The sequence below is a fragment of the Pseudomonas sp. LB1P83 genome (assembly GCF_054897885.1).
Genome location: NZ_CM142709.1, coordinates 3,556,169 through 3,577,146, shown reverse-complemented (window position 1 = coordinate 3,577,146; position 20,978 = coordinate 3,556,169). Strand labels below are relative to the sequence as shown.

Sequence of the window (20,978 nt, the reverse complement as noted above, 5' to 3'; positions counted from 1 at the left end):
AGCAACCGCATCGGCTTAAGTCAGCGACGATGATGAAAAAAAACGGGTGCCTTCAGGGTGCCCGTTTTTATTTGTTCCGCTGCTTGAGCGCCCAGCAGACAGCAACCGGTATGGGATTCCATGCATTTAGCTTGCCCGCGCTATTCCTCCACGCTGATACCCGATCCGCCTAATTCGCCGGGAACATCCTTCAGCTTGGGCAATCCATCTTTGATCCGCAGCACCGTCTCCTGATAGTGCACGTGAACACCCGGCGAGTATTCAAGGTCCGGAATGACCGCGGCATACACATCGACCAGCCCCATCTCAGGGTGTTGAGTGAAGAGGTGTCCGCCGCACGTCTTGCACCACTTTCGGTAACTGCGCGGTGTCTTGTTGTAGGTGCCGATGTTGTCGGCGCCCCGGGTCACTCGCACCGCGTCGGGTTTCCACAACGTGAAGGCGTTGACCGGTCCTGCCGACCAATGCCGACACGACTCGCAGTGGCAATAGCCCATTCCGGCCGGCTCGCCGCTGACGGTGAACTCGACTGCGCCGCAAAAACAACTGCCCCTGTAAGACCGTTCATTGCTCATGGCATGACTCCTTAATCACGGGCCAGGCGATACCGCCGTTGCCTGTCTTCACTCGTCGATATAGCGCACCGCTGTCGTCGGCGTGCGCCGCACCTGCAGCTCGAAAATGTCCGGGCGCGCGTAATGCCCGGTGACGTCAAGCGCCCGCCGTGCCGGTGCCACGAGTGCGACGTCGATGTCCGCATACAAAATGCCGGCCTCCCGGTGCAGTGGACCGGCCACGATCCGGCCTTGAGGACTGACCACCACCGAGTCGCCGTCATTGATCCATTCCTCCGGATCGGCAAACAGTTGCGCACGCGCCGGGAAGTCCTCGGGAATGTCACTGCCGCGCAGCGCGGTGCCACTGCCGAGCACCCAACAGCGGCCTTCGAGTGCAATGTGCCGCATCGTACTGATCCAGCCTTCGCCGGCGTCGTAAGTGGGCGCGACGTAGATTTCCACGCCTTGGGCATACAGTGAATAGCGTGCCAGCGGCATGTAGCTTTCCCAGCAGATCAGCGCACCTATGCGACCGACCGGTGTATCGACCGCACGCAACCCGGACGCATCGCCGAAGCCATGCACCATGCGCTCGGGATTCGTCGGCATCAGCTTGCGGTGTCGGTTGAGCACGGCGCCGTTCGCGCCGATAACGACTACGCTGTTATAGAGCGTGCCGCCTCCATTGCGCCGGTCGCGTTCATTGATGCCGCACACGATCGTCACGGCGTGAACCCTGGCGGCCTCGCACAATGGGCTCAGGTCACCGTTCGCGATATCGACGGCGTTGGCCAGCAGCCGCGTGTGCAACTGGCCCATTAGAGCCCCGTCCTTTCCCGCTGCCAGCCGCCAGATCCACGACGGGTAACCCGGAATGAACTGTTCGGGCAGAACGATCAGCGAGGCTCCCGCCACCGCAGCCTCGGCGACCGATTCCACGGCTCGGGTGATCGTTGCGCTGCGATCGAGCAGCACGGGTGGGCGCTGAATGATGGCTACCTTGATCATGGCGTTCTCCATTGGCTTTTGGCTTTCGAAGGCTTGAGCGTGCGCGTGGCGAAGTGGCCGGACTAGTTCAAAAAGTGAAGCGTTGCAGTAGCGGGAGTCCAGACGATGGAAGGGAGCTACGGTCAGTTCTGCACGGTCGCACGCGGTGCCGAAGCCCTGTGTGAACGCTGGACACCCTTGGTGGTGCGCGAGCTGCTGTGCGGCAGCAAACGCTTCAATGAACTGCACCGCGGCGTACCCCGAATGTCCACCAACCTGCTGGTACAACGGCTGCGCCACCTGGAAGAAATCGGCGTCGTACACCGCACGGCCACCGGCAACGTCTGGGAGTACAGCCTGACCGAGGCGGGCGAGGAACTGCGCCCCATCATCATGGCGCTAGGGCACTGGGGCGCACGCTGGATCGGCAGCCGCCTGCGCGACGACGAACTAGACGCCGGCTTGTTGATGTGGGACGTGCGCCGGTTCGTGTGCATTGAAACCTTCCCGTCGCGACCGGTGGTTATCCAGTTCACGTTCCGCGATGCGCGGCCCGGCGAGCAAGCGTGGTGGCTGGTGGTGGAGCAGGGCGTGGCGGATTTGTGCCGCGACGACCCTGGGCGTGAACTGACGCTGGTTGTGGATTCAAGCGTGCGGGCGTTGACCGAAGTGTGGACCGGCGACCGCACACCGAAAGAGGTGCTTCAGTCGCAAGAGTTGCGTGTGGATGGCGCGGTGAAGGATGCGCAGAGTTTGTGGCGCTGGTTGGGTACGAGTGCGTTTGCGGGGACTCGCCGTGCGGCGGTGACTCGGTAGGTTGGCGAAATACCCATCAGGGAGCAGGAGAGCGCATCCGGCAATGCGCCACTCGACTCAAAGCCAGTACTCCCAGAGTCGCGCCATCTGCTCTTTGGCTTTCACCGCGAGCGAGCGGCGCTGCCATTTTTCCAGCTTGATTTCGTTCGACTTCGCCAGATCAGCCATGAATGCCGCCTGCATCTTTTTTCCGAACCCGGTGCCCAGCACAACCACGTTGACTTCATCGTTGTGCAGAAAGCTGCGCCAGTCGAAGTTGGTGGAGCCGACACTCGACCACACGCCATCGATGACTGCCGTCTTGACGTGGAGCAGCGCGTCACGGCGTTCGTAAAGCTTGACGTTGGCCTTCAAAAGCTCGCTGTAGTAAGCGCGTCCGGCATGAAACACCAGCGACGAATCAGTGCTGCTGGGCAGCACCAGTTTGACGTCGACGCCACGTGCCGCCGCCTCCTTGAGTGCCGCCAGCAACTGCGGATCAGGCACAAAGTAGGCGTTCGTCAGCCATATCTCGGTCTGCGCGCTATGCAGCGCCGAAATCAGCGTCGCGTAGATCAGGCTGAACGGCTCATCTGGCGAGCTGCCGATGGCGCGAACCACCTCGGTGCCTTTGCGCTCCTGTGGCGGAAAGTATTGGCGAGCGGCGAGTGGTTCACCTTTCTGGGTCGTCCATGTTTCGATGAACAGCTTCTGCAGATCCGCAACCACTGGCCCCTCGACGCGCAAGTCGGTATCGCGCCAGGGCAAATCACCATTGGGGCGAGTCTTCGAGTGAGAGCTGAACGAGCCCCCCGAATAGACGCTGCTGATGTTGATCCCGCCAAGAAAGGCAATACGGCCGTCCACTATCAGCAGCTTTCGGTGGTCGCGCTGGTTCACGTCCCAGCCCGCTTTGGCCGTCGCCGGATTGACCGGGTTGTACTCCAGCACCTTGATGCCCGCTTCGGTCAATCGAGCGAAAAACGCTGAGGGTGTTCCAAGGGTTCCGACGCTGTCACGGATCAGATTGACCTGCACCCCTTTGTGTTGCTGAGCGATCAGTGCGGCGGCGAAGCGCTGGCCGACTTCATCATCGTCGAAGATGTAGGTCTCCATGTTGATGTGGTCGCGCGCACCTTCCACCGCTTTGATCATCGACTGGTAGGTGGAGGGGCCGTCCTGCAGCAAGTCGACCTTGTTTCCTTCCGTTAGCGGACTACCGACAACGGATTCTTCGATAGCGAGGTGCACATCGAAGATGTTGGTTTCTGCGCCTGTGGACTTGAGTCGGTCGAGAATGGCTTTGCTGCGCTCGGCTGACAGAGGTCCGTGGACCCCGTCGAGTTGCACTGGCACAGAGGACACGCGAGCCATGTCGGGCACTATCCTCGGCAATGCACTGCAGGCAATCACCAGTGTCAGCAACACCGCCACGCACAGCGCCAGAGGAATACATACACCCTTGCATCTGGTTAGAAGATTCATCAGGCCACCTCTTGGCGAGGACGGTGATAACGCTCTGTCGGGGCGTCTTGCAGACAACGCAAGGCGCCTTGATAGACGGCTTTCAGCGCTTGATCAGGGAAATCTTCGTGCCCTCGATGCTGACTCCGGCCATTAACCCTTGCTGGTCAAATATGAACGCGTAGGCATCGTCCTTCAGCGTCGAACTGGACAGGTTCTTCGAAATCCCTTCATCCACTACAACGACGGTGGGCCCTACGCCGATTTCCCACCCCTTGGTTTCGCGAACATAGTTCACGGCTTTGTCGGTCATGAGGAAAACCACATAGCCATACGACTGGGCACCGGCCTGCAACCCCCATGACCCGGTGACAGAGTTGTAGTAACCCTCAACAGTCTTGCCTTTGAACAAAACGCCTTCGCCATAGCTGCCGCCAAACACAAGGCCGGCCTTGATGATTTTCGGGAAAACCAGTATCGCTTTGGCGTTGTGCGACATGGTCTCGGCAAATGGATGAGTCTTGTAGAGCGTTTGCAAGGCTTGCCGAGAGTCGGTATTCAGGTCCTCGGCGGTTGCCGCACCGGCAGAGTTCATGAAACTCGCCGATGCCAGTGAGGCAGTCGCGAGGACGATGGATAGGAAGAACCGCATTGACTGAGTCATTTTCGTACTCCGATACGGGAGCATTGGATGTGAGCAGCAGTCTGCACCTGCCTTGGGCAGAGTTCGAGCCTACTGAAATTTATCCGGCGCACCCTACAGTGTGTGAACGACTGGCTTCGTCCTTGAATGAAATAGGCTCGAGGCCTTTGATCATTGGCGATGCCATCAACTGCTTTGACCTCTGGGGGCGGGGCGGGTTCGTCGGTAAATACCGTGAGGTAGGGGAGGCCGGTCAGATGATTCTCGGATTTTGCCCCTGCTGCGTATGGGCGGGCCGTGGCTATTGAAGTTTTTCGCTTTGTAATGAATCGATTTGCGGCAGGGGGGGCTGAAGCGCCAGCGACAAACTGTCTGCCAGGCGCCTGGCCTCCTGAGTCGCGGCCTCCCGCGCGCGCAAATCAACGTCTTCCCCCAGGATGGTTTTCTCCACAATCACCGAATGCACATCGGTGACGCCGATAAATTTCAGCCAGGCTTCCACGTAGGGTTTCTGGAAGTCAACGCGCTCCGCCGGTGTGATCGACTGCGCCGAAAAATCCAGTCCGCGGGCGTACATCACCACGGCTAGTTTGTTGTGCAGCATGCCTTCCAGACCGCGTTCCGGGTCAACGCTGAACAGGATGTCTTTCTGCGATACCAGGTCGATGAAATGTTTGAGTTTGTAGGGGATGCTGAAATTCCACAGCGGGACAGACATCACCAGTACATCCGCGCAGTGCAGGTGTGCAGCCAGATCTTTCAAGGTGTTCCAGGCGTCCTGCTGCGCCGGGGTCAATGGCGTGCCATTAAGCCCGGCGTATTTGGCTTCCATTGCCAGATCATCGAATTCCGGCAGAGCCATATTCCAGAGATCGAGGGTGATGATTTCGGTGTCCGGACTGTTTGATTGATAACGCGCAATGAAGCTGCGCGCGACTTCAAGGGAAGCCGAACGGATCTTGCGTGGAGAACATTGAATATGGAGAAGCGTCGTCATGTCACACCTTGAATGATGGAGAGGCAGGGCAGGTGGGAGCATTGCAACATAGTTGTATTTGAAATATAAATCGTAAATTCCTACTCGATTAATCACGTATAGAACTATGTTCGATGCTCTCCTGCTCAAGACATTTGTCACGGTCGTCGATGAAGACGGCTTCAGCCGTGCTGCCCAGAAGCTGCACCTTACTCAGTCGGCGGTCAGTGGCCATGTGCGGCGACTGGAGGAGCAGATTGGTAAACCCCTGTTGACGCGTACCACCCGCTCCCAGCAACTGACGGCCGATGGCGAGCGCCTGGTCTCTTATGCGCGCACGATCCTCGCGTTGAACCGTGACGCCTGGACAGACCTGACACGCACGCCGTTTCACGGGCGCCTGCGGATCGGGGTGTCCGAAGATTTTGTCGAGTCTCGATTGCTGCGCACTGTTCAAGAGTTCGCGGCGCAGTACCCCGGTCTGGAAATCGAGGTGCAGGTGAACATTCCGGGTTCGTTACTGGCGCTGATGAAGCAAGGGCATCTGGAGGTGGTCATCGGTTCGCTGTGCGAAACCAGCGAAGCGGGGCTGCTACTGTGGCAAGAGCCGTTGGTATGGGCCTGGTCGGTACAACCCGTCACCCGGCTACCGACGCCGTTGCCACTGGCCCTGTTCCCCGAGCCGTGCCCTTATCGCGAGGCCGCGCTGACGAGGCTGGCGCAGGCGGGGATTGCCCAGCGCACGGCGATGTTGTGCAGTAGCACGGCCGGGTTGCGGGCGGCGGCACTGGCAGGCTTCGCGGTCGCGCCCATGCCACTCAGTCAGTTGGGGCAAAGACTGGCGGTGCTTGGGGCTGAACAAGGGTTGCCGCCATTGCCGGATGCGCAGTGTCGGCTGTTCACCTCACCTGAAACGGATCAGGCGATGGTGGCAGCGATCACTCAGCTCATCGTGGAATATTGCTCCACGCGTAGAGCTTGATTGTCCTGCCTGTCGGGGGCTTGGCTGAGTAAAGTCAGAGCATTAAAAAACCCGGCTGATGAGGCCGGGCTTTTCGTTGAGCACCGCGGTGAAGCCATTCATTTATACAGCGCGGCTTTCGATCAGGCGGTCGGAACCACCTTCGGCGACGCGGTTTTCAATCAGACGGTCGGAACCACCTTCGGCAACGCGGTTTTCGATCAGACGGTCGGAGCCACCTTCAGCAACGCGGTTTTCGATCAAACGATCCGAACCACCTTCGGCAACGCGGCTTTCGATCAGACGATCCGAACCACCTTCGGCAACGCGGCTTTCGATCAGACGGTCGGAACCACCTTCGGCAACGCGGTTTTCGATCAAACGATCCGAACCACCCTCAGCCACACGACTTTCAATCAGTCGATCCGAGCCGCCTTCAGCGACAACCGGGTGAGCAGAAGAAGCGGCGAAAGCGTTAACTGCAAAAACCGAGAAAGCGATGCTGAGAAGGATTTGGCGTTTCATGATGGTGTGCTCCGGGGTGTAGTTGTTTGGTATGGAGGCGATGTTACGCCCCGGAGTTTTTAAGAGAACTTCATTGAGTTGATGGTGACTATCGATGGCGGCAATGGATGCGCCTTACGCCCAGGTTTGCCCGAGCCTCCCCAAATCGGCCTTTTGCAGATCCTCCGCACTCAGCACAATTCGGAACTTGCAGTTGGCATCGAAGTTAAGAAAAAAGGGCTCGGCCAAAGCGGGGATGTCGGATGGCTCTTTCACGTCGACCAGAAAAATCCCGCCGCGCATGCCATCCTGCTCGGTAAAATACACCGCCTCCGGCTTGATGCTTTCCAGAATGCGCTCAATCACTTCGCCCACCCTCCCGGCTTTGACAAGGGAGTTGAAGGGTTCATTAGGGCATTCGACCATCAGTAACATCTTCATCATTCAATCCTCTGCTCAACCTGCAACCCTATAGCCAGGCCTATGTGCCTGACGCCCGTGCCGCCGGCCTCCAATTCCACAGTCCTCGCAGCTCGTTCTATCAAGAATAGCGAAGCGTGTGCCGGTCCTCGGGCAGGGTTACCGGTGGTCATGAAGCCTCGCTTCCAGAGGTGAGAGTCCTGAGGGTTGGCCTTGCTGCGCGGCTCGGGGGAAACCGCTCAACGCTCAATTCGACTGCTTAGGCGGGTAGTTACCGCGCAAGCCCCCGGACTTGTTGCCGGTTTTGCTGGGCAGGTTTGGCACGACCGGGCGGGAACGGGGTTGAGGGTTGGAGCGGCTGCGGGGTTGGGGTTGTTTGCTCATGGTGCGCCTCCTGATTTTTCAGTAATCGCGAAACGGCCTCCTGATAAAGCTTAGCTGCTTGGCGTAATGGGCTGCATCGTTCGGCATTTGGGGAAGGTGCTACATCCCCAAAATTGTTGACCGCTCCTGGGACCGCTTTTGAATGTGCGCACCACCAGCGCACTGCCGCAGCGCGGGCATTGGCGTGAGGCTGATGGATCGTTGCGCTGCTTCAGACGTTGCACATGCTCACGCCGGGTCGCGAGCGTCGGCGCCAGGCGACCTGCTTGCAGGGAGTCCAACATGGCCGTCACCTGCGCCTCGCTGAACACTGTTTGCTGGAAAGACTTGATGTAACGGACCCAGCCACTGCCGCGAATGACATTAATCGGCATCCTGGTCTTGAAGGTGCTTGGGCCGACAAACACGATGACCGAATGCACATGTTCCGGACCGATACCCAGCGCGGCTTGCAGCGCCTTCAAGTGCTTGTAGTTCTGGCGGACCGGGTTCTGGAATGTGAAGCGCTTCTTGTAGATCTGTTGCGTCCACCGAGCCTGCTTTTCACCGCCGAAGATCCAACCGCTCATGTTCTTGGTCTCCAGCACGAAAATGCCGAAGGGCGAAACAAACACATGGTCGATCTGCGTGGTGCCGTCCGGGGTGATCAGCGTTACGTCATGCAGGCGGCGGTACACCTGACGATCCAATTGAAAGTGCGCGAGCAACCGTACCAGCTGTTCACCGAACCAGCCTTTGAACAGGCGTGTTTGCAGCAGCGTCAACACCAGCATCAGCGGTAGGAGCCAAATCAGGATGTTGAGTAAGGGTTGCAGGATAACGGAGGGGTTCACATGGCAGTCCTTTGCTGTGAGAGATGGGCAGTCGTGTCGTCTGATGCTACGTTTCAGTAAAGCATTCCCGAGCACAAACAAAACGGGCGCCTGACAAGGTGCCCGTTTTCATTTACTCCGCCGCCTGCGCCCGCAAGCGTCGGCCGATCACATCCATCAAGTCACAGCCATCGCGTAATGGAATGGCCAGCAATTTGGAAAAGTCCGTCAACACGACCGTGTCGCAACCGAGTTCGGCGCGGAAGGCGATGTTTTCCAGCACCTGCGTGACCGTGCGGATGCGGTAGTCGGCCATGGCTTGCAGGACGTCGAGTGGAGCTTGGGTGTCGATGAGCAGGGAGGCCGGGATCAGGTCGATTCCGGTGAGAGGCATGTATCTTTCCATAGGTGAAGCTCCGAATCAGATTAATGAGGACTGATCCGATCTGCAGGTCGCCAAACCTGGTCGCTTGGTAAGCGACGTAAACACTATAGTATCTGTGGTTGAATGAAAAAAACAGGAGCGTTCCTACTTTTCTGTAGGAACGTCAATTAGGAGCACATTGACGGAGTAAAAAAAGCGGAATTAGCTAAAAGTAGGGCTTTTATTTTCGGTTGTTTTATTTGCGGCTTTGGAACTTAGCGGTTGGGGTGTCAGAAAGCTGGCCATTATTTGTAAGAGGTTTCTGTTTTGTGCGTAAATTTGATTGCGTGGCGAATTAGGTTTTGGTATTGATTTTAAGCCGTCGATGGTGATGGCTTTGTTTGTAAGAAATATCTCACAGTATGGTGGCTTGGTAATAAAGAAACAGATGAGTTGAGAGTGGTTTGGTTTGGTTTGGGTTGGGTTGTGAAAATGTGTTTATGTCTCATATTTCATATATATTGTTCGGTAAAGTGGTGGTAATGTGGTGCGCGTATGTTTTTGGGTGATAGTTGTATAATGCGACTGTTTTGACGTTCGCAAGGGTAAATATTAGTTTGGGTTGTGTTTGTTTATAGAAGGTCGGCTGGTGTTGAGGAAGGGTGGTCTCTCTTACTTTGGTGCAGGTTTGTACGGTGAAGAAAGTGGAATACGTTATTTACGATGTGTCAAGTTTTCAGAGTGAGCAAGTTGAGCCTTTAGGGACAAAGTCCAAGTATTGGTATTCTGGTGCGGACGGAAAGGATTATCTATTTAAATCCATAGAGACATACGATGCTAATAAACAGCTTGTGACCCGTGGTGGAGAGGATTGGTCGGAGAAGATATCATGTGAGCTTGCAAAGTTCCTGTCTGTTCCATGCGCTGAATACGATTTGGCACATAATGGGCTGTCGCGCGGAGTGATTACGAGGAATTTCATTGCAAAAGGAGGTGCGTATCTTGTTACGGGGAATGAGGTGTTGAATAACTACAGCCCCCCAATTGCTGTTGTTGGTCCCGGCAGAATTGAGCAGCAAGATATTATGAATGTATATAATGTTCTTAGGCGGGTTGTGCGTAATAAGCCGGCGGGCTTTAATAGTCTGCCTGGTATTAAAACTGCCGCTGATTTTTTTGCGGGTTATCTTATGCTTGATGCGCTAATATCTAATCAGGACAGACATAGCGAGAACTGGGGGTTGATAGTTATTGGTAAGAGGCGATTTCACTTGGCGCCAACATTTGATCATGCGGCAAGTTTGGCTAGGAATGAATCCGATTTAGCGAAGGAGGAAAGGTTGCTGTCTTTAGATGTAGGGCAGCAAGTGTCAACTTATGTTCGGAGGGCTAAGTCTTATTTTTATCTGAGGGGTAAACGGCTTCGTACACTTAGGGCGTTTGAGTATTTTGGTGTTCTCAATCCCGTTGCTTCCATAGGATGGATTGAACAGTTGCGGTTGTTGACTCCCGAGGTAATGCAAGCTATTCTAAGTTCCGTGCCCGAAGGGATAATGAGTGATGTTTCTAAGAAGTTTGCCTTTGAAATGCTTGTTTGTAACAAGGCGAATATCATGGCTCTTGAGCCTTTCTTTGAGAAAAACTTAGATCCACTTTTTAGAAGACAGCAGATTAAAAATTATGAGTAGTGCATTTGTTATCTGGCAGGATCCAGAAACGACTATGTGGGAGCCGGTCGCTAAGTTGAAAGTGTCTAGTGGTGTGTTTAAATTTTCATATACCCGGGGCGCCCTCAATAAACGCTTTGTGGCATTTCCTCGGATGGAACTTAAAAATAAAGAATACACTTCTAGCGAGCTATTTCCGTTTTTCCAGAATAGATTGATTCCGGAGCGGCGACCAGAATATCACACGATGATGTCTTGGCTCGATATGGCGCCTGGTACAAATGATCCGTTGGAAGTACTTAGTGCTTCTGGAGGAGCCAAGAAGACAGATAACTTCAGAATTGTAAAAGCTCCTGAGAAATCTCTTGAAGGCGAGTACAGGTTGAAGTTTTTTGTCAGCGGTATCGCGTATCTTTCAAATGAAGCAAAAAACGAAGTTCTCTCGTTTGATAGCAGAACAAGGCTTTATTGCTCTGTTCAAGCAAATAATCCAGCTGACCCGAATGCTATAGCAATCGTCAAGAAAGAAGGTTTGCAAAGCTTTGGATATTATCCTCGCTATCTTAATGAGGATTTGATTAGGCTTAATCAGATGTGTGGTGTGGTTAGTGGTGAGGAACTACTCACTCGCATTGAAGTTGTTAGAGTCAACGCGTCGGCTCCGGAGCAATATCGTTTGTTGTGCGAGTCTATTACTCCTTGGCCTGAAGGGTTCGAACCTTTTCAAACGGAAAAATATAAGCTTCTAGCTGAAGGCTACTAAATGTATGGTAAGCCATCCTCCGAATATAATCCATCATCGATCAGTTAGAAAAGCGGGCGGATTCTAAAATAATTGAGATTTACCCTCATCCTAATAGAAGTAAGATTAATAGCTGATCCCGATGAGATAGCCGGTGTACGCAATCTATATATTAAGGTTTGTGATGAATGTATTTCATAAGCTCGAATAAATGGGGCGTTTTTATTAAGTCAGTGACCAGTCTAAAATACGCCCCAGTTCCTCCTTATTTCTTTTTCTTATCTGAGGCCTGCGTCAGCGCTGAACCGGCAACTGATTTTTGATCAGGTGTGGATTTTTTATCTTTGAGCTGTTCGCTTGCTTTGGACGCTACGCCTTTGCTGGTTTTTTCATTGTTCGCCATTTTGCTTCCCTTAAAATGGTGATTTCTCCGAAATTGGAGCCTATCCCGAGAATAGGTATAGGTCATATGCCACTATTTTCCATTCGCGGGATAGAAATCTCATGAGAAGAGACGTCCCCATCGTTTCCCAGGAAGTACAACTGACCACTTCTGGTTGAAGCTTGATATGCATCATGCTAACCGGATCTTTGAAGTCGGGGGACATTATTGGCAGTTCCCTAGCGAAGAATTCCCCAAGCCCACACTCGAGACGGACCTTCAATGCAAGGCTCTACAACCGACCCCTCTGGAACACCTACCTCCTTTTCTTAGCCTCCATGGTCCTCTCCAACTTCCTCCAATCCATGTCGGGCACCATCTACATCATTTACATCGGCCAAATGCTCGACATCCAAGTACCAACTGCCGTCCGGCATGTTCCCCATCGTCTTCTTCATCGCCCTAGTCATCGCCCTAGGCGCAGGTGCGGCGTGCTGAGTGGTCAAGCTAGGGGCGCATGAACCGCATCTGGTGAAAACCATCACCGACATCACCTTGTTGCTAGGCGCAATTATCGGTCTTGACAGAAATAAGCCAGTCCCCTTCGATTCATGGCTTGTTCTCCGGAACTACAAAACTCACCACCGTACTAGTCAAAATCTTATGACTCGGATCAGCCACCTCAAGCAGCACCTTGTGACTACCTGGCGTCAGCCCAACCAAAATAATCGGATCTTCACTGGTATGCGCCCATGTACCTTTCCAGTCGTCGACGGTCACGTGAAGGTGACCGAGCCGTGGTGACACTTCGACAGCCGTTTTGCCAAACACCGGCATGATCCTGGCGTGCTCTGCTCGATACTGAATAATGACAACCCCACGGGCGAGCGGCCCGGCAAGCGGCGGATAGGCTATGAGTTTCGGCCCCGTCTCAGACTCCAATGGGAGTATGGCGGGTGGCTGATCGGTGTTGGCTACCTCTTGCCCCCACGCGGCCATGCAAAAAAACACACCCAAAGCAACGGCGGATAGCTTTCTGAGAGCGAAGGGCATGGTGTTTTTCTCCCGCGTGATCTCCTTCAAGGCTAGATCAAACCGAGCAGTTGTCGATGCCAAAGCTGCCACGCTCTGCAAAACAGCCGAGTGGGGAGGCACAGAAGATCGGCCAAAAACAGCCAGTGAATGGAGCGACGCAAAATGAGAGCTAAGCTTCCTTCTACTGTCGGGCTTATTGAGCAGATTGGGCTTTGCGGCCATGGCGTATAACCGCCTTCAGCGGTCACCACGCCGTTACAACATCCTGCCCGATTTTGAGCGTTAGCCCTTCACCACAGCCTCGGAGGGGAGCCAGTGAAACGTTTCGTCATGCTCATCGCGATCTTTTTGCTGACCACTGCTTGTCAGAGCACAAATGATAATGGCGTCACCCGACTGGACAATTGTGTCTGCTATAAATCGCCCGAGGGGCAACATTTGCAAGCATCGGAAATGGCTTGGAAAGACCCCGAAACGTTGCAAAAACAATTCTCACATTGCATTTGCCGAGCCTTGGTTGACCTGAAGAAGGTCGATGATCCCAGTAAATATTTCGTACCCGGAACCGAAATAAGAACGGAACTGAAATGAAACAAGTGTGCCGGAGCTATCTGGGCTCAACGTCCATATTCAACGTACGGGCCCAAGTCGAAACCTTGCGTATCCCAGTTGATTCGATAAATCACTTCTTTCCCTGTCTTGATCTTGGCCGCAACGGTTTTGATCACGGCACCCGCACATAATCCAGACTCGGCGAGCCCGGCACCGAGATTCACTTCACCGGCCGGCAAAACGAAAGATGCCTTCTGACCGGGACCTATCTTGGCTGCGCGCTGACCATCAATGTAGAACACGGCGTCACATCCCGCACCGACAAACCCTTCATCACGGAGGATGGTCAGGCGTCCCGGATCTTTCGTCCCCTGGCTTTTGAACGCGTACATCTTGTCGGTCGGCACTGGCCGCGCTTCAGAAACCCGCATAGGTGAGGTTGCGCACCCGCCCAAGGCCAGCAAGAGTGCTCCCGTTGCGATAATCCTTCGCATGATTTTTCTCTCCTGAAACAGTGCGAATGTATCGGTACCGTGATCACAGGGCGCTGGCATCGTTTTCGTGTTCATCTGCAAATGCCATGAGCACCTCCAGATCGAGCACATCCAGTTTTATCTGGGCGATGAAAGCGGAGAAGGCCAGGTTGGCGGCGAGTAGACGTAGATCGCAGGCCCAGGCCGGTACATAGGTGGGTCCCTGCAGCCAGCCGGACTCGAATAGAGGAGCCAGGCGCACTGTATCAGCCAGGCTGAGGCGTCCCGCAAACAAATGACCCACCAATTCCGGTCGATTGTCGCGGATCGCGATGCGCAGCAGGGTATGGACACCGAGCAAACCCGTCAGGTAGGCGGCATCCTTGGTAAACGCCGAACCACCGCGCAGGTCGGCGCCCCGGAAGACCCGCTGGGTTGAGCGGAAGGACTCCTCTTGCGACTGGCCGGCGGCAAGAAAACCCTCGAAGACCTGTATGAAATCGGCGCCGTCCAACGCTTGCTGGACCGCCAGCACGCGCAGGGCCAGGCGGCGCAATCGGCTGATGTCCATACTGCCAGTGAACAGTTCTGCCAGGGTGGCAATGCCTTCCTGAGTTTGAGTCGTGCGTGGCGCTCCCAGACCCAGGCTTTTTAGGTTGGGCTGGAGCGCGCCATTTTGTGCGGTAGCGACATGCACGAAGGCCTCATGCTGCAATAACTGATTCTTGTCCAGTTCAGAGAACAGTGCGCCGCTACGCAGACGAATGCGGCTTGCCCCGGCGATTGCCTTGGCAGCAAGGGTCGGGTCGAGCACGACCGTGACCCGGCCCTCGCCAAAGAAACGGTCCAGTTCCGGCTGCATCCAGGCGGCGAAGGCCTCGGCCGGGATCTCAGCTTGAGTCGGTGGAATCCGGGCACCCCCCAGCAGGGCATCGGTGGTTGTGAGAAAGAAACGGGCCGCGTCCAGCATGCTGAGTTTCTGGTTCGGATAATAGAAATCCGGGCGCCGGTACAACGCGGATGAATATTGAGTGAAGGCGGGAGTGCCAATCGCACCGAGCATGCGTCCAGCCGTGGCATAGCTACGCGCTGTCATGGCGAGGTAATTCCCGGCTGGATGCCCCTGATCGCAACGCCCGATAAAAGCTTCCAGCGCGGCGATGTCGGCGCTGTGCTCGCGTGGGTGCTGCTCGACTTCAGGCAATGCGGCTTTCCCGGCGCGCCAATGCGCCAGGAAGATTTCCTCGACGCCATCCGGCCAGGACAGGGCATCCAGTACGCGGATCTTGCGCGCCAGACCGGGTAGAGCGGCATCAAGTTCAGACAGGGGGGCGCTGCTCATGAAGTCTCCCTTGAAAGACGAGGTTCCTTCGAAAAAGCTTAGCCGTTCCGATGCATTGCGTTGTAGCCGGTCAAGGGGCCTTCTGCTGTTCAGCGCCATACCTCAACTTCGCAAAACCCTCAAAGCAACCGTTCAATGACAGAATCTCCTACACTTGATCGTTTTGGAGAACACCATGCTTCGTGCGTTTGAACGAAGACTCGACCCTTTTCCTCCTGACGAGGTACCACCGCCACCCGCCGGCCTGGCTCGGTTCCTGTGGGCCTGTACGCGCGGCGCCCGCGGTTACATCCTTGCGCTTGCGCTGCTCAGTGCCGGTGTGTCGATTTACGAAGCCTGGCTATTTTCCTTCCTCGGGCAGGTCGTGGACCTGCTCTCGACCTGGCAGGCAGGCGGTGAAGCGGCTGCGCAGGAAAGTCGCGTGTTGTGGGGCATGGGCATCGTCATGGTGGCCAGTGTCGGGCTGGTGGCGTTGCGCACCATGGTGCAGCACCAGATCTTGGCGATTAACTTGCCGTTGCGGCTGCGCTGGGACTTCCATCGCCTGATGCTGCGGCAAAGCCTTTCGTTTTTTTCCGATGAGTTTTCCGGCCGAGTCACTACCAAGGTGATGCAGACTGCGCTCGCGGTGCGCGACGTGCTATTCACCCTTATCGAGATCGCACCCGGGATCGGGGTGTATTTCATTGCGATCATCGCACTGGCCGGCGGCTTCGCCCTGAAACTGATGCTGCCTTTCGTTGCCTGGATCGTGTTGTTCGGGCTGGCCATGCTGTACTTCGTACCCCGTCTGGGTAAAGTCGGGCAGGAACAGGCCAATGCGCGGTCGATGATGACCGGGCGTATCTCGGACGCCTACACCAACATCACGACGGTGAAGCTGTTTTCCCACTCCAATCGTGAAGCGCACTTCGCGCGTGCAGCGATGGAGGATTTCAAGCAGACCGGCTTCCGCCAGATGCGCCTGGTCAGCCAGTTCGAGATCGTCAACCAGGCCTTGGTGGTGGCGTTGATCATGGCCGCAGGTGGTTATGCCCTGTGGCTATGGCACCAAGGTGAGGTCGGCGCAGGTGCCGTGGCGGCAATCACCGCCATGGCGTTGCGGATCAATGGCATGTCGCACTGGATCATGTGGCAAATGACCTCGCTGTTCGAGAGCATCGGCACCGTGCAGGATGGCATGGCAACATTCACCCGTGGCCCGAAGGTGCAAGACGCGCCGGGTGCGGGCGTGCTGGTGACCTCCGGTGGCGCAGTCACCTTCGATAACGTGAGCTTCAACTACAACGGCGAACGTCAGGTGCTCGATGGCCTGAGCCTGAGCATCCGCGCGGGCGAAAAAATCGGTCTGGTTGGCCGCTCCGGCGCCGGCAAATCCACGCTTATCAATCTGCTGCTGCGCTTCTATGACGTCGACAGCGGGGAGATTCGCATCGATGGCCAAAACATCGCACACGTGACGCAAGACAGCTTGCGCAGCTCCATCGGCATGGTCACGCAGGACACCTCTCTGCTGCACCGCTCCATTCGCGACAACATCGCTTATGGCCGTCCCGATGCGACCGATGCGCAAATTCGTAGCGCCGCAGCCAGTGCCCAGGCCGATGAGTTCATCAGTCAACTGAGCGACCGGCAAGGTCATACCGGCTACGACACTCTTGTAGGCGAGCGCGGCATCAAGCTGTCGGGCGGCCAGCGCCAACGCGTCGCGATTGCCCGGGTGATGCTCAAGAATGCGCCGATCCTGCTGCTTGACGAGGCCACCAGCGCGCTGGACTCGGAAGTCGAAGTCGCCATTCAGGAAAGCCTTGATGAAATGATGCAGGGCAAGACCGTGATCGCGATAGCCCATCGGCTGTCCACGATTGCGGCCATGGACCGGCTCATCGTCATGGATGACGGACGCATCATCGAACAGGGCACTCACACCGAATTGCTTGGGAAGAACGGCGTCTATGCGCGGCTGTGGCACCATCAAAGCGGAGGGTTCCTGGGCGAGGATAAGGGCGTGGTCGAGGCCCTGGATCAGGTGTGAGGGTGTAGGGTGCGCAGCCGGAGTCGGGTGCACGAAAATATCAGCCTGGATCAAAGGCATGTTTTTGGGCTGCGCGTACTCCGGGACTTTAGGGGTGGGAATGTATCTGCATAGTTTATGGAGGTGTCGACTGGCCGCATCTGGCCGTTTTTTGCCTATCACCAAGGGCAGCAACCGACCCAGACTGTGTGAAAACTCCCGCAATTGTCTAATCTTCTGATCGTCGAGATCGTAGCGGGGGCGATCATGAAGCGATTTATTGAAGGTGAGGCCCGGACGCAAGTCACCTTGCTGCCGGAGTGTCTGGACGATTACGTAGCCGAAGAAAATCCAGTGCGCGTGGTCGATGTTTTCGTCGATGAACTCGACCTGGGCGCACTTGGTTTTGAGGGCGTCGATCCTGCCGCAACTGGTCGTCCGGCCTATCACCCAGCGGTGTTGCTGAAGATCTATATCTACGGCTATCTCAATCGGATTCAATCCAGCCGCCGACTTGAGCGAGAGACCGAGCGCAACGTCGAGTTGATGTGGCTAACGGGGCGTTTGGCTCCGGACTTCAAAACCATTGCCGACTTTCGCAAAGACAACGGCAAAGCCATTCGCAGCGTATGCCGCCAGTTCGTAGTTCTTTGTCGCAACCTCAATCTCTTCTCCCAATCGATCGATCGCCATCGACGGCAGCAAATTCAAAGCCGTCAATAATCGCGACCGCAACTTCACTCAGGGCAAGGTGAAGGCACGCATGCAGCAGATCGAGCAGAGCATTGATCGATATCTGGCGGCGATGGATTCGGCGGATCGGGCAACGCCCGAAGTGGCCGAGGCCAAAGCAGAGCGGCTTAAAGAAAAGATAGAAACACTGAAAAAGCAGATGCAGAAACTCAAGGACATCGAGGCGCAGCTCCACGAAAGTCCAGACCAGCAGATCTCCCTCACAGACCCAGATGCACGCTCAATGGCTACGAGCGGCCGAGGCACCGGAACGGTGGGCTACAACGTACAAACAGCTGTCGACGACAAACACCATCTGATCGTTGCCCATGAGGTGACCAACGTTGGTAATGATCGTGGGCAACTGAGCAATATGGCGAACCAAGCGCGTGAAGAAATCGAGGCTGAATCGCTAACGGTGGTTGCCGACCGAGGCTATTACAAAGGTCTGGAAATCCTTGCTTGCGAGCAAGCCGGCATCACTACCTTCGTACCGAAACCCCTCACATCTGGCAGCAAAGCCGAAGGCAGATTCGGCAAACAGGATTTCATCTACCTTATTGCGTCGGACGAGTATCGATGCCCTGCGGGGCAGTTACTAACCAGTCGGTATTCGTCGATGGAAGACGGCATGTTATTGCATTGTTACTACTTCTCGGGCTGCCAGTCCTGCTCAATGCAAAAGCAATGTACGACGGGTAAGGAGCGCCGTGTGAAGCGCTGGGAACATGAGGCTGTAGTCGACGCGATGCAGGTTCGGCTAGAACATGATCCAGCGATGATGAGGGTTCGTCGACAGACCGTTGAACATCCTTTTGGAACGCTCAAGCACTGGATGGGAAGTACCCACTTCCTGACCAAAACCCTGCCGAGGGTGAGCACTGAGATGAGCCTTCATGTGCTCGCCTACAACCTCAAACGAATGATGAGCATCTTTGGCATCGCAGGACTGCTTGAGGCGATCAGGGCGTGAACCCAGCCGCTTGGCTCGCTCGTTAGTAGCCGTTTGGGCCGCTGGCGCGGCCCAAACGGCATTACGAACGTCTATGTCACTGACTAAGCTAATTCGCGCTTTCGCCCGCTGATTCCATAGGCAACCCTTGCGACTCTCAGTTTTCGAGGTATTTAGCGCGTTTTCACACAGCCTGGACCCAAAGCCGACATTCATTTTGAGTCGCTCAATCGCTGGCTCAGAGGACAGTGTCGTCACGTAGAAATAAACAAGGCCGCAATCGCAGCCTTGTTTATTTCGGAGTGTTACTCGTGCGAATGGCCGTGCTCGGCACTCTCGGAGGTTGTGCCTTTTTCGCCACCGCCGCATGAAAGCGACGAGTTTCCAGTTTGTAGGGGATTTTATATCCCCCCTAGGGGGATGTGGGGCCATCCGAAACCAGAGCCAGTGGTAGCTCAAGAAGTAGGCGCTCAGCCGTTCATCTAATGCTGGGAAGACAGTTAGGAAGTCGCTTGCCCAATGAAGGCAATTAGCCATACGCTGCGAAGCGTGAGATATCTCACGGATAAAAAAACATGAGCATGGAGCAAGCCCTGATGAAACTGTCCGCCATTTTGATCGCCGCTTTACTTTCGATTACGTCCGTTGCTGTCTTCGCGCACAGTGGCGGTACTGATTCAAAAGGTTGCCATCGCAACCATAAAACGAACGACTACCACTGCCACTAAACAGCAAGAGCACACCTTGCGGCTGGGCCGCAAGGTGGCTTTCTCACATTTGTGGAGGCCAGTTAAAGAAAGGCTTCTTTCATGCGCTTCAGACTTTAAAGTGAAGGGCCGTTTTCTGCCTGTCGCGAAGATCTGAAACCCGAAGCTGCCTCTTGGAGAGCTAAAACCGAGGTTGTCACTCGTCAAACAGAGTCCAATCATGGTGAATGCCGGCAAAGTCTTTTGCCGTAAAAAATATAAGTGGGCGCAATAAGTAAATCTTACCTACGAACAAACCACAGGAGTTATGTACCGCTTTGAAGAACAGTGCTTCGATCTGGGAACTTGTACCCAGAAAGATATTCGGGCCCAATTGAGTTAATAATTTGCTCGGAAGATCCGGCAACCTTTCTCATCTCTTCATCAGAGATTGATGGCGTATCTATCTGATGAACAATCATATTTCGCATTTTTCGAAAAGTATCAATTTTACGAATTGTGTTCGTGTCAAGATTCGCCATCACTTCTAATTCAACCATGGTGAAGTTCTTAAAAATATCCTCAGAGAAGTTATTGAGAGCTCCAACTCTCTTGGAGTTATAGGTCGCAACCCTATTCACAAGAGCTTGATGAATTGAATTCCATCCATCAATTATAGCAAGCTGTGGTGAGAGCTTTTGAAGATCATGCATCCGCTTCATGAAAGAGTCGATATCTTGGGGGGGCGAGATTTTTATCGGTGTCGCCCCGCCTAATTTAAGAAAAATGTCTTTTGAAATATGTGAGTCCAGCTTTGAAATGTAAGCTTTTATGAAGTGCACAGCCAAACCAACAATTGTTCCCAATACTAATGGCGTAAATAGTATTATGATTTCCATCAAATCGCCTCCTTGATTTCTGCAATTACAACTCCGGCAAAATAACAGGCGAAGCCAATCCAGATCGGAGCGTCATAACCTAAAATTAGAAAAGGTGTTTTTTTCCCCACCAGTACTAACGAAAAGGTCCAGGCGGATATAAAGCAAAGAATTAGCAAGATTGCAATTACCACAAATGCATCGTCAACGTTACTTCTGGGAGATACTTTCAGCCGTTTTAACTCGGCGACAATATCCGGTGAAAGAGCGCTTGGCCTGCTCTTTGGGGACAAACAGGGGATCAGTAATCCCACTGCTGCGGTGGCCAAAGTAGGTCCGACGAAATCTAAAGTATCGGTATTTAGGGCCGATTTCAGACAATATTCAATCGTCAGAAGGATGAACGGCATTAGGTAGGCAATAATCCGATACAAAAGAGTACCTTCCTTTCAAAATCAAGCCGAAAAACTGCTTCTTAGGGTGACAGTCTAGATGGATCCACCGTGATGGCAAATGACTACAGCTCACCTTCGAACACAGCCGTCTCCTTCCGAACGATTTTCAGTCGCTAAGGTCGTGCCCCGACCCAGGTGTCTAACCTCCTACTATCAGAGTCATGTGGTTTTTTTGAACGTAGCAAAGCAAAAGGGGTGTAT

General features: G+C 54.7%; 23 protein-coding genes and 2 pseudogenes. 9 read left to right on the top strand and 16 right to left on the bottom strand.

Features of this window, described 5'->3' with window-relative positions; translation table 11 throughout:
• Positions 1-140: 140 nt before the first annotated feature.
• Positions 141-575 carry a GFA family protein gene (locus ACYZTY_RS16425; protein ID WP_461954589.1) on the bottom strand — a complete coding sequence of 145 codons (435 nt, stop codon included), beginning with the start codon at positions 573-575 and terminating at the stop codon, positions 141-143.
• Positions 576-623: 48 nt separating this feature from the next.
• Positions 624-1,565, bottom strand: coding sequence for a carbon-nitrogen hydrolase family protein (locus ACYZTY_RS16420; RefSeq protein WP_461954588.1), 942 nt, complete (start codon positions 1,563-1,565; stop codon positions 624-626).
• A 105-nt stretch (positions 1,566-1,670) separates the two neighbouring features.
• Here ACYZTY_RS16420 and ACYZTY_RS16415 point away from each other — a divergent pair, with 105 nt between their 5' ends.
• Positions 1,671-2,360 carry a winged helix-turn-helix transcriptional regulator gene (locus ACYZTY_RS16415; protein ID WP_461954587.1) on the top strand — a complete coding sequence of 230 codons (690 nt, stop codon included), beginning with the start codon at positions 1,671-1,673 and terminating at the stop codon, positions 2,358-2,360.
• Positions 2,361-2,417: 57 nt separating this feature from the next.
• Here the strand turns inward: ACYZTY_RS16415 and cls are convergent, their stop codons facing one another.
• From cls to ACYZTY_RS16400, 3 genes are all read right to left on the bottom strand, one after another.
• On the bottom strand, positions 2,418-3,824 hold the full coding sequence (gene cls, locus ACYZTY_RS16410) for a cardiolipin synthase (RefSeq protein WP_461954586.1): 1,407 nt from the start codon (positions 3,822-3,824) through the stop codon (positions 2,418-2,420).
• A gap of 82 nt (positions 3,825-3,906) precedes the next feature.
• On the bottom strand, positions 3,907-4,467 hold the full coding sequence (locus ACYZTY_RS16405) for a lipid-binding SYLF domain-containing protein (RefSeq protein ID WP_461954585.1): 561 nt from the start codon (positions 4,465-4,467) through the stop codon (positions 3,907-3,909).
• 280 nt (positions 4,468-4,747) lie between these two features.
• Positions 4,748-5,443, bottom strand: a complete 696-nt coding sequence (locus ACYZTY_RS16400) for an FMN-dependent NADH-azoreductase (protein ID WP_461954584.1) — start codon at positions 5,441-5,443, stop codon at positions 4,748-4,750.
• Positions 5,444-5,549: 106 nt separating this feature from the next.
• On the opposite strand from ACYZTY_RS16400, the gene ACYZTY_RS16395 reads away from it, so the two are divergent.
• On the top strand, positions 5,550-6,404 hold the full coding sequence (locus ACYZTY_RS16395) for a LysR substrate-binding domain-containing protein (protein ID WP_461954583.1): 855 nt from the start codon (positions 5,550-5,552) through the stop codon (positions 6,402-6,404).
• Positions 6,405-6,506: 102 nt separating this feature from the next.
• On the opposite strand, the gene ACYZTY_RS16390 is transcribed toward ACYZTY_RS16395, so the two are convergent.
• From ACYZTY_RS16390 to ACYZTY_RS16370, 5 genes are all read right to left on the bottom strand, one after another.
• Entirely contained in the window at positions 6,507-6,908 is a 402-nt protein-coding gene (locus ACYZTY_RS16390; RefSeq protein ID WP_461954582.1) for a hypothetical protein, read from the bottom strand.
• Between the two features lie 114 nt (positions 6,909-7,022).
• Positions 7,023-7,328, bottom strand: a complete 306-nt coding sequence (locus ACYZTY_RS16385; protein WP_461954581.1) for a panthothenate synthetase — start codon at positions 7,326-7,328, stop codon at positions 7,023-7,025.
• Between the two features lie 225 nt (positions 7,329-7,553).
• Entirely contained in the window at positions 7,554-7,691 is a 138-nt protein-coding gene (locus ACYZTY_RS16380) for a hypothetical protein (RefSeq protein ID WP_461954580.1), read from the bottom strand.
• A gap of 50 nt (positions 7,692-7,741) precedes the next feature.
• On the bottom strand, positions 7,742-8,464 hold the full coding sequence (locus ACYZTY_RS16375; RefSeq protein WP_461959334.1) for a nuclease-related domain-containing protein: 723 nt from the start codon (positions 8,462-8,464) through the stop codon (positions 7,742-7,744).
• Between the two features lie 172 nt (positions 8,465-8,636).
• Positions 8,637-8,909, bottom strand: coding sequence for a hypothetical protein (locus tag ACYZTY_RS16370; RefSeq protein WP_042932149.1), 273 nt, complete (start codon positions 8,907-8,909; stop codon positions 8,637-8,639).
• 653 nt (positions 8,910-9,562) lie between these two features.
• On the opposite strand from ACYZTY_RS16370, the gene ACYZTY_RS16365 reads away from it, so the two are divergent.
• Positions 9,563-10,555 carry a HipA domain-containing protein gene (locus ACYZTY_RS16365; protein ID WP_461954579.1) on the top strand — a complete coding sequence of 331 codons (993 nt, stop codon included), beginning with the start codon at positions 9,563-9,565 and terminating at the stop codon, positions 10,553-10,555.
• Entirely contained in the window at positions 10,548-11,297 is a 750-nt protein-coding gene (locus ACYZTY_RS16360) for a HipA N-terminal domain-containing protein (RefSeq protein ID WP_461954578.1), read from the top strand. The genes ACYZTY_RS16365 and ACYZTY_RS16360 overlap by 8 nt, the downstream gene beginning before the upstream one ends.
• A gap of 244 nt (positions 11,298-11,541) precedes the next feature.
• Here the strand turns inward: ACYZTY_RS16360 and ACYZTY_RS16355 are convergent, their stop codons facing one another.
• Positions 11,542-11,679, bottom strand: coding sequence for a hypothetical protein (locus ACYZTY_RS16355; protein WP_461954577.1), 138 nt, complete (start codon positions 11,677-11,679; stop codon positions 11,542-11,544).
• A 317-nt stretch (positions 11,680-11,996) separates the two neighbouring features.
• Between ACYZTY_RS16355 and ACYZTY_RS16350 the strand changes: the two are divergent.
• Positions 11,997-12,240 (top strand): annotated as a pseudogene (locus ACYZTY_RS16350) (MATE family efflux transporter); the annotation flags it as partial.
• 27 nt (positions 12,241-12,267) lie between these two features.
• Here ACYZTY_RS16350 and ACYZTY_RS16345 read toward each other — a convergent pair.
• On the bottom strand, positions 12,268-12,711 hold the full coding sequence (locus ACYZTY_RS16345; RefSeq protein WP_461959333.1) for a DUF6130 family protein: 444 nt from the start codon (positions 12,709-12,711) through the stop codon (positions 12,268-12,270).
• A gap of 297 nt (positions 12,712-13,008) precedes the next feature.
• Between ACYZTY_RS16345 and ACYZTY_RS16340 the strand changes: the two genes are divergently transcribed.
• Positions 13,009-13,284, top strand: a complete 276-nt coding sequence (locus tag ACYZTY_RS16340) for a hypothetical protein (RefSeq protein WP_461954576.1) — start codon at positions 13,009-13,011, stop codon at positions 13,282-13,284.
• 26 nt (positions 13,285-13,310) lie between these two features.
• Here the strand turns inward: ACYZTY_RS16340 and ACYZTY_RS16335 are convergent, their stop codons facing one another.
• Together ACYZTY_RS16335 and ACYZTY_RS16330 are read right to left on the bottom strand one after the other, a co-directional pair.
• Entirely contained in the window at positions 13,311-13,814 is a 504-nt protein-coding gene (locus ACYZTY_RS16335; protein WP_461954575.1) for a hypothetical protein, read from the bottom strand.
• Positions 13,783-15,060 (bottom strand): flavohemoglobin expression-modulating QEGLA motif protein, encoded by a 1,278-nt coding sequence (locus tag ACYZTY_RS16330; RefSeq protein ID WP_461954574.1) that lies wholly within the window; start codon positions 15,058-15,060, stop codon positions 13,783-13,785. The genes ACYZTY_RS16335 and ACYZTY_RS16330 overlap by 32 nt, the downstream gene beginning before the upstream one ends.
• A gap of 175 nt (positions 15,061-15,235) precedes the next feature.
• Between ACYZTY_RS16330 and ACYZTY_RS16325 the strand changes: the two genes are divergently transcribed.
• The 3 genes and pseudogenes from ACYZTY_RS16325 (at position 15,236) to ACYZTY_RS16315 (ending at position 19,486) form a co-directional block, all read left to right on the top strand.
• Positions 15,236-17,095 carry an ABC transporter ATP-binding protein gene (locus tag ACYZTY_RS16325; protein ID WP_461954573.1) on the top strand — a complete coding sequence of 620 codons (1,860 nt, stop codon included), beginning with the start codon at positions 15,236-15,238 and terminating at the stop codon, positions 17,093-17,095.
• A gap of 246 nt (positions 17,096-17,341) precedes the next feature.
• Positions 17,342-18,779, top strand: a pseudogene (locus tag ACYZTY_RS16320) (IS1182 family transposase).
• A 554-nt stretch (positions 18,780-19,333) separates the two neighbouring features.
• Positions 19,334-19,486 (top strand): YHYH domain-containing protein, encoded by a 153-nt coding sequence (locus tag ACYZTY_RS16315; RefSeq protein WP_231669741.1) that lies wholly within the window; start codon positions 19,334-19,336, stop codon positions 19,484-19,486.
• Between the two features lie 284 nt (positions 19,487-19,770).
• Here ACYZTY_RS16315 and ACYZTY_RS16310 read toward each other — a convergent pair whose 3' ends face one another.
• Together ACYZTY_RS16310 and ACYZTY_RS16305 are read right to left on the bottom strand one after the other, a co-directional pair.
• Complete coding sequence (locus tag ACYZTY_RS16310; RefSeq protein ID WP_461954572.1) at positions 19,771-20,343, bottom strand: hypothetical protein; 573 nt, start codon at positions 20,341-20,343, stop codon at positions 19,771-19,773.
• Positions 20,343-20,732 (bottom strand): hypothetical protein, encoded by a 390-nt coding sequence (locus tag ACYZTY_RS16305; protein WP_461954571.1) that lies wholly within the window; start codon positions 20,730-20,732, stop codon positions 20,343-20,345. Before ACYZTY_RS16305 ends, ACYZTY_RS16310 begins: the two co-directional genes overlap by 1 nt.
• Between the last annotated feature and the right edge of the window lie 246 nt (positions 20,733-20,978).

What these genes read in the sequence shown, in the direction of transcription:
- ACYZTY_RS16425 (WP_461954589.1), bottom strand. Translation starts at nt 575, where the DNA reads ATGAGCAATGAACGGTCTTACAGGGGCAGTTGTTTTTGCGGCGCAGTC.
- ACYZTY_RS16420 (WP_461954588.1), bottom strand. Translation starts at nt 1,565, where the DNA reads ATGATCAAGGTAGCCATCATTCAGCGCCCACCCGTGCTGCTCGATCGC.
- ACYZTY_RS16415 (WP_461954587.1), top strand. Translation starts at nt 1,671, where the DNA reads ATGGAAGGGAGCTACGGTCAGTTCTGCACGGTCGCACGCGGTGCCGAA.
- cls (WP_461954586.1), bottom strand. Translation starts at nt 3,824, where the DNA reads ATGAATCTTCTAACCAGATGCAAGGGTGTATGTATTCCTCTGGCGCTG.
- ACYZTY_RS16405 (WP_461954585.1), bottom strand. Translation starts at nt 4,467, where the DNA reads ATGACTCAGTCAATGCGGTTCTTCCTATCCATCGTCCTCGCGACTGCC.
- ACYZTY_RS16400 (WP_461954584.1), bottom strand. Translation starts at nt 5,443, where the DNA reads ATGACGACGCTTCTCCATATTCAATGTTCTCCACGCAAGATCCGTTCG.
- ACYZTY_RS16395 (WP_461954583.1), top strand. Translation starts at nt 5,550, where the DNA reads ATGTTCGATGCTCTCCTGCTCAAGACATTTGTCACGGTCGTCGATGAA.
- ACYZTY_RS16390 (WP_461954582.1), bottom strand. Translation starts at nt 6,908, where the DNA reads ATGAAACGCCAAATCCTTCTCAGCATCGCTTTCTCGGTTTTTGCAGTT.
- ACYZTY_RS16385 (WP_461954581.1), bottom strand. Translation starts at nt 7,328, where the DNA reads ATGAAGATGTTACTGATGGTCGAATGCCCTAATGAACCCTTCAACTCC.
- ACYZTY_RS16380 (WP_461954580.1), bottom strand. Translation starts at nt 7,691, where the DNA reads ATGAGCAAACAACCCCAACCCCGCAGCCGCTCCAACCCTCAACCCCGT.
- ACYZTY_RS16375 (WP_461959334.1), bottom strand. Translation starts at nt 8,464, where the DNA reads ATGCTGGTGTTGACGCTGCTGCAAACACGCCTGTTCAAAGGCTGGTTC.
- ACYZTY_RS16370 (WP_042932149.1), bottom strand. Translation starts at nt 8,909, where the DNA reads ATGGAAAGATACATGCCTCTCACCGGAATCGACCTGATCCCGGCCTCC.
- ACYZTY_RS16360 (WP_461954578.1), top strand. Translation starts at nt 10,548, where the DNA reads ATGAGTAGTGCATTTGTTATCTGGCAGGATCCAGAAACGACTATGTGG.
- ACYZTY_RS16355 (WP_461954577.1), bottom strand. Translation starts at nt 11,679, where the DNA reads ATGGCGAACAATGAAAAAACCAGCAAAGGCGTAGCGTCCAAAGCAAGC.
- ACYZTY_RS16345 (WP_461959333.1), bottom strand. Translation starts at nt 12,711, where the DNA reads ATGCCCTTCGCTCTCAGAAAGCTATCCGCCGTTGCTTTGGGTGTGTTT.
- ACYZTY_RS16335 (WP_461954575.1), bottom strand. Translation starts at nt 13,814, where the DNA reads ATGAACACGAAAACGATGCCAGCGCCCTGTGATCACGGTACCGATACA.
- ACYZTY_RS16330 (WP_461954574.1), bottom strand. Translation starts at nt 15,060, where the DNA reads ATGAGCAGCGCCCCCCTGTCTGAACTTGATGCCGCTCTACCCGGTCTG.
- ACYZTY_RS16325 (WP_461954573.1), top strand. Translation starts at nt 15,236, where the DNA reads ATGCTTCGTGCGTTTGAACGAAGACTCGACCCTTTTCCTCCTGACGAG.
- ACYZTY_RS16315 (WP_231669741.1), top strand. Translation starts at nt 19,334, where the DNA reads ATGAGCATGGAGCAAGCCCTGATGAAACTGTCCGCCATTTTGATCGCC.
- ACYZTY_RS16310 (WP_461954572.1), bottom strand. Translation starts at nt 20,343, where the DNA reads ATGGAAATCATAATACTATTTACGCCATTAGTATTGGGAACAATTGTT.
- ACYZTY_RS16305 (WP_461954571.1), bottom strand. Translation starts at nt 20,732, where the DNA reads ATGCCGTTCATCCTTCTGACGATTGAATATTGTCTGAAATCGGCCCTA.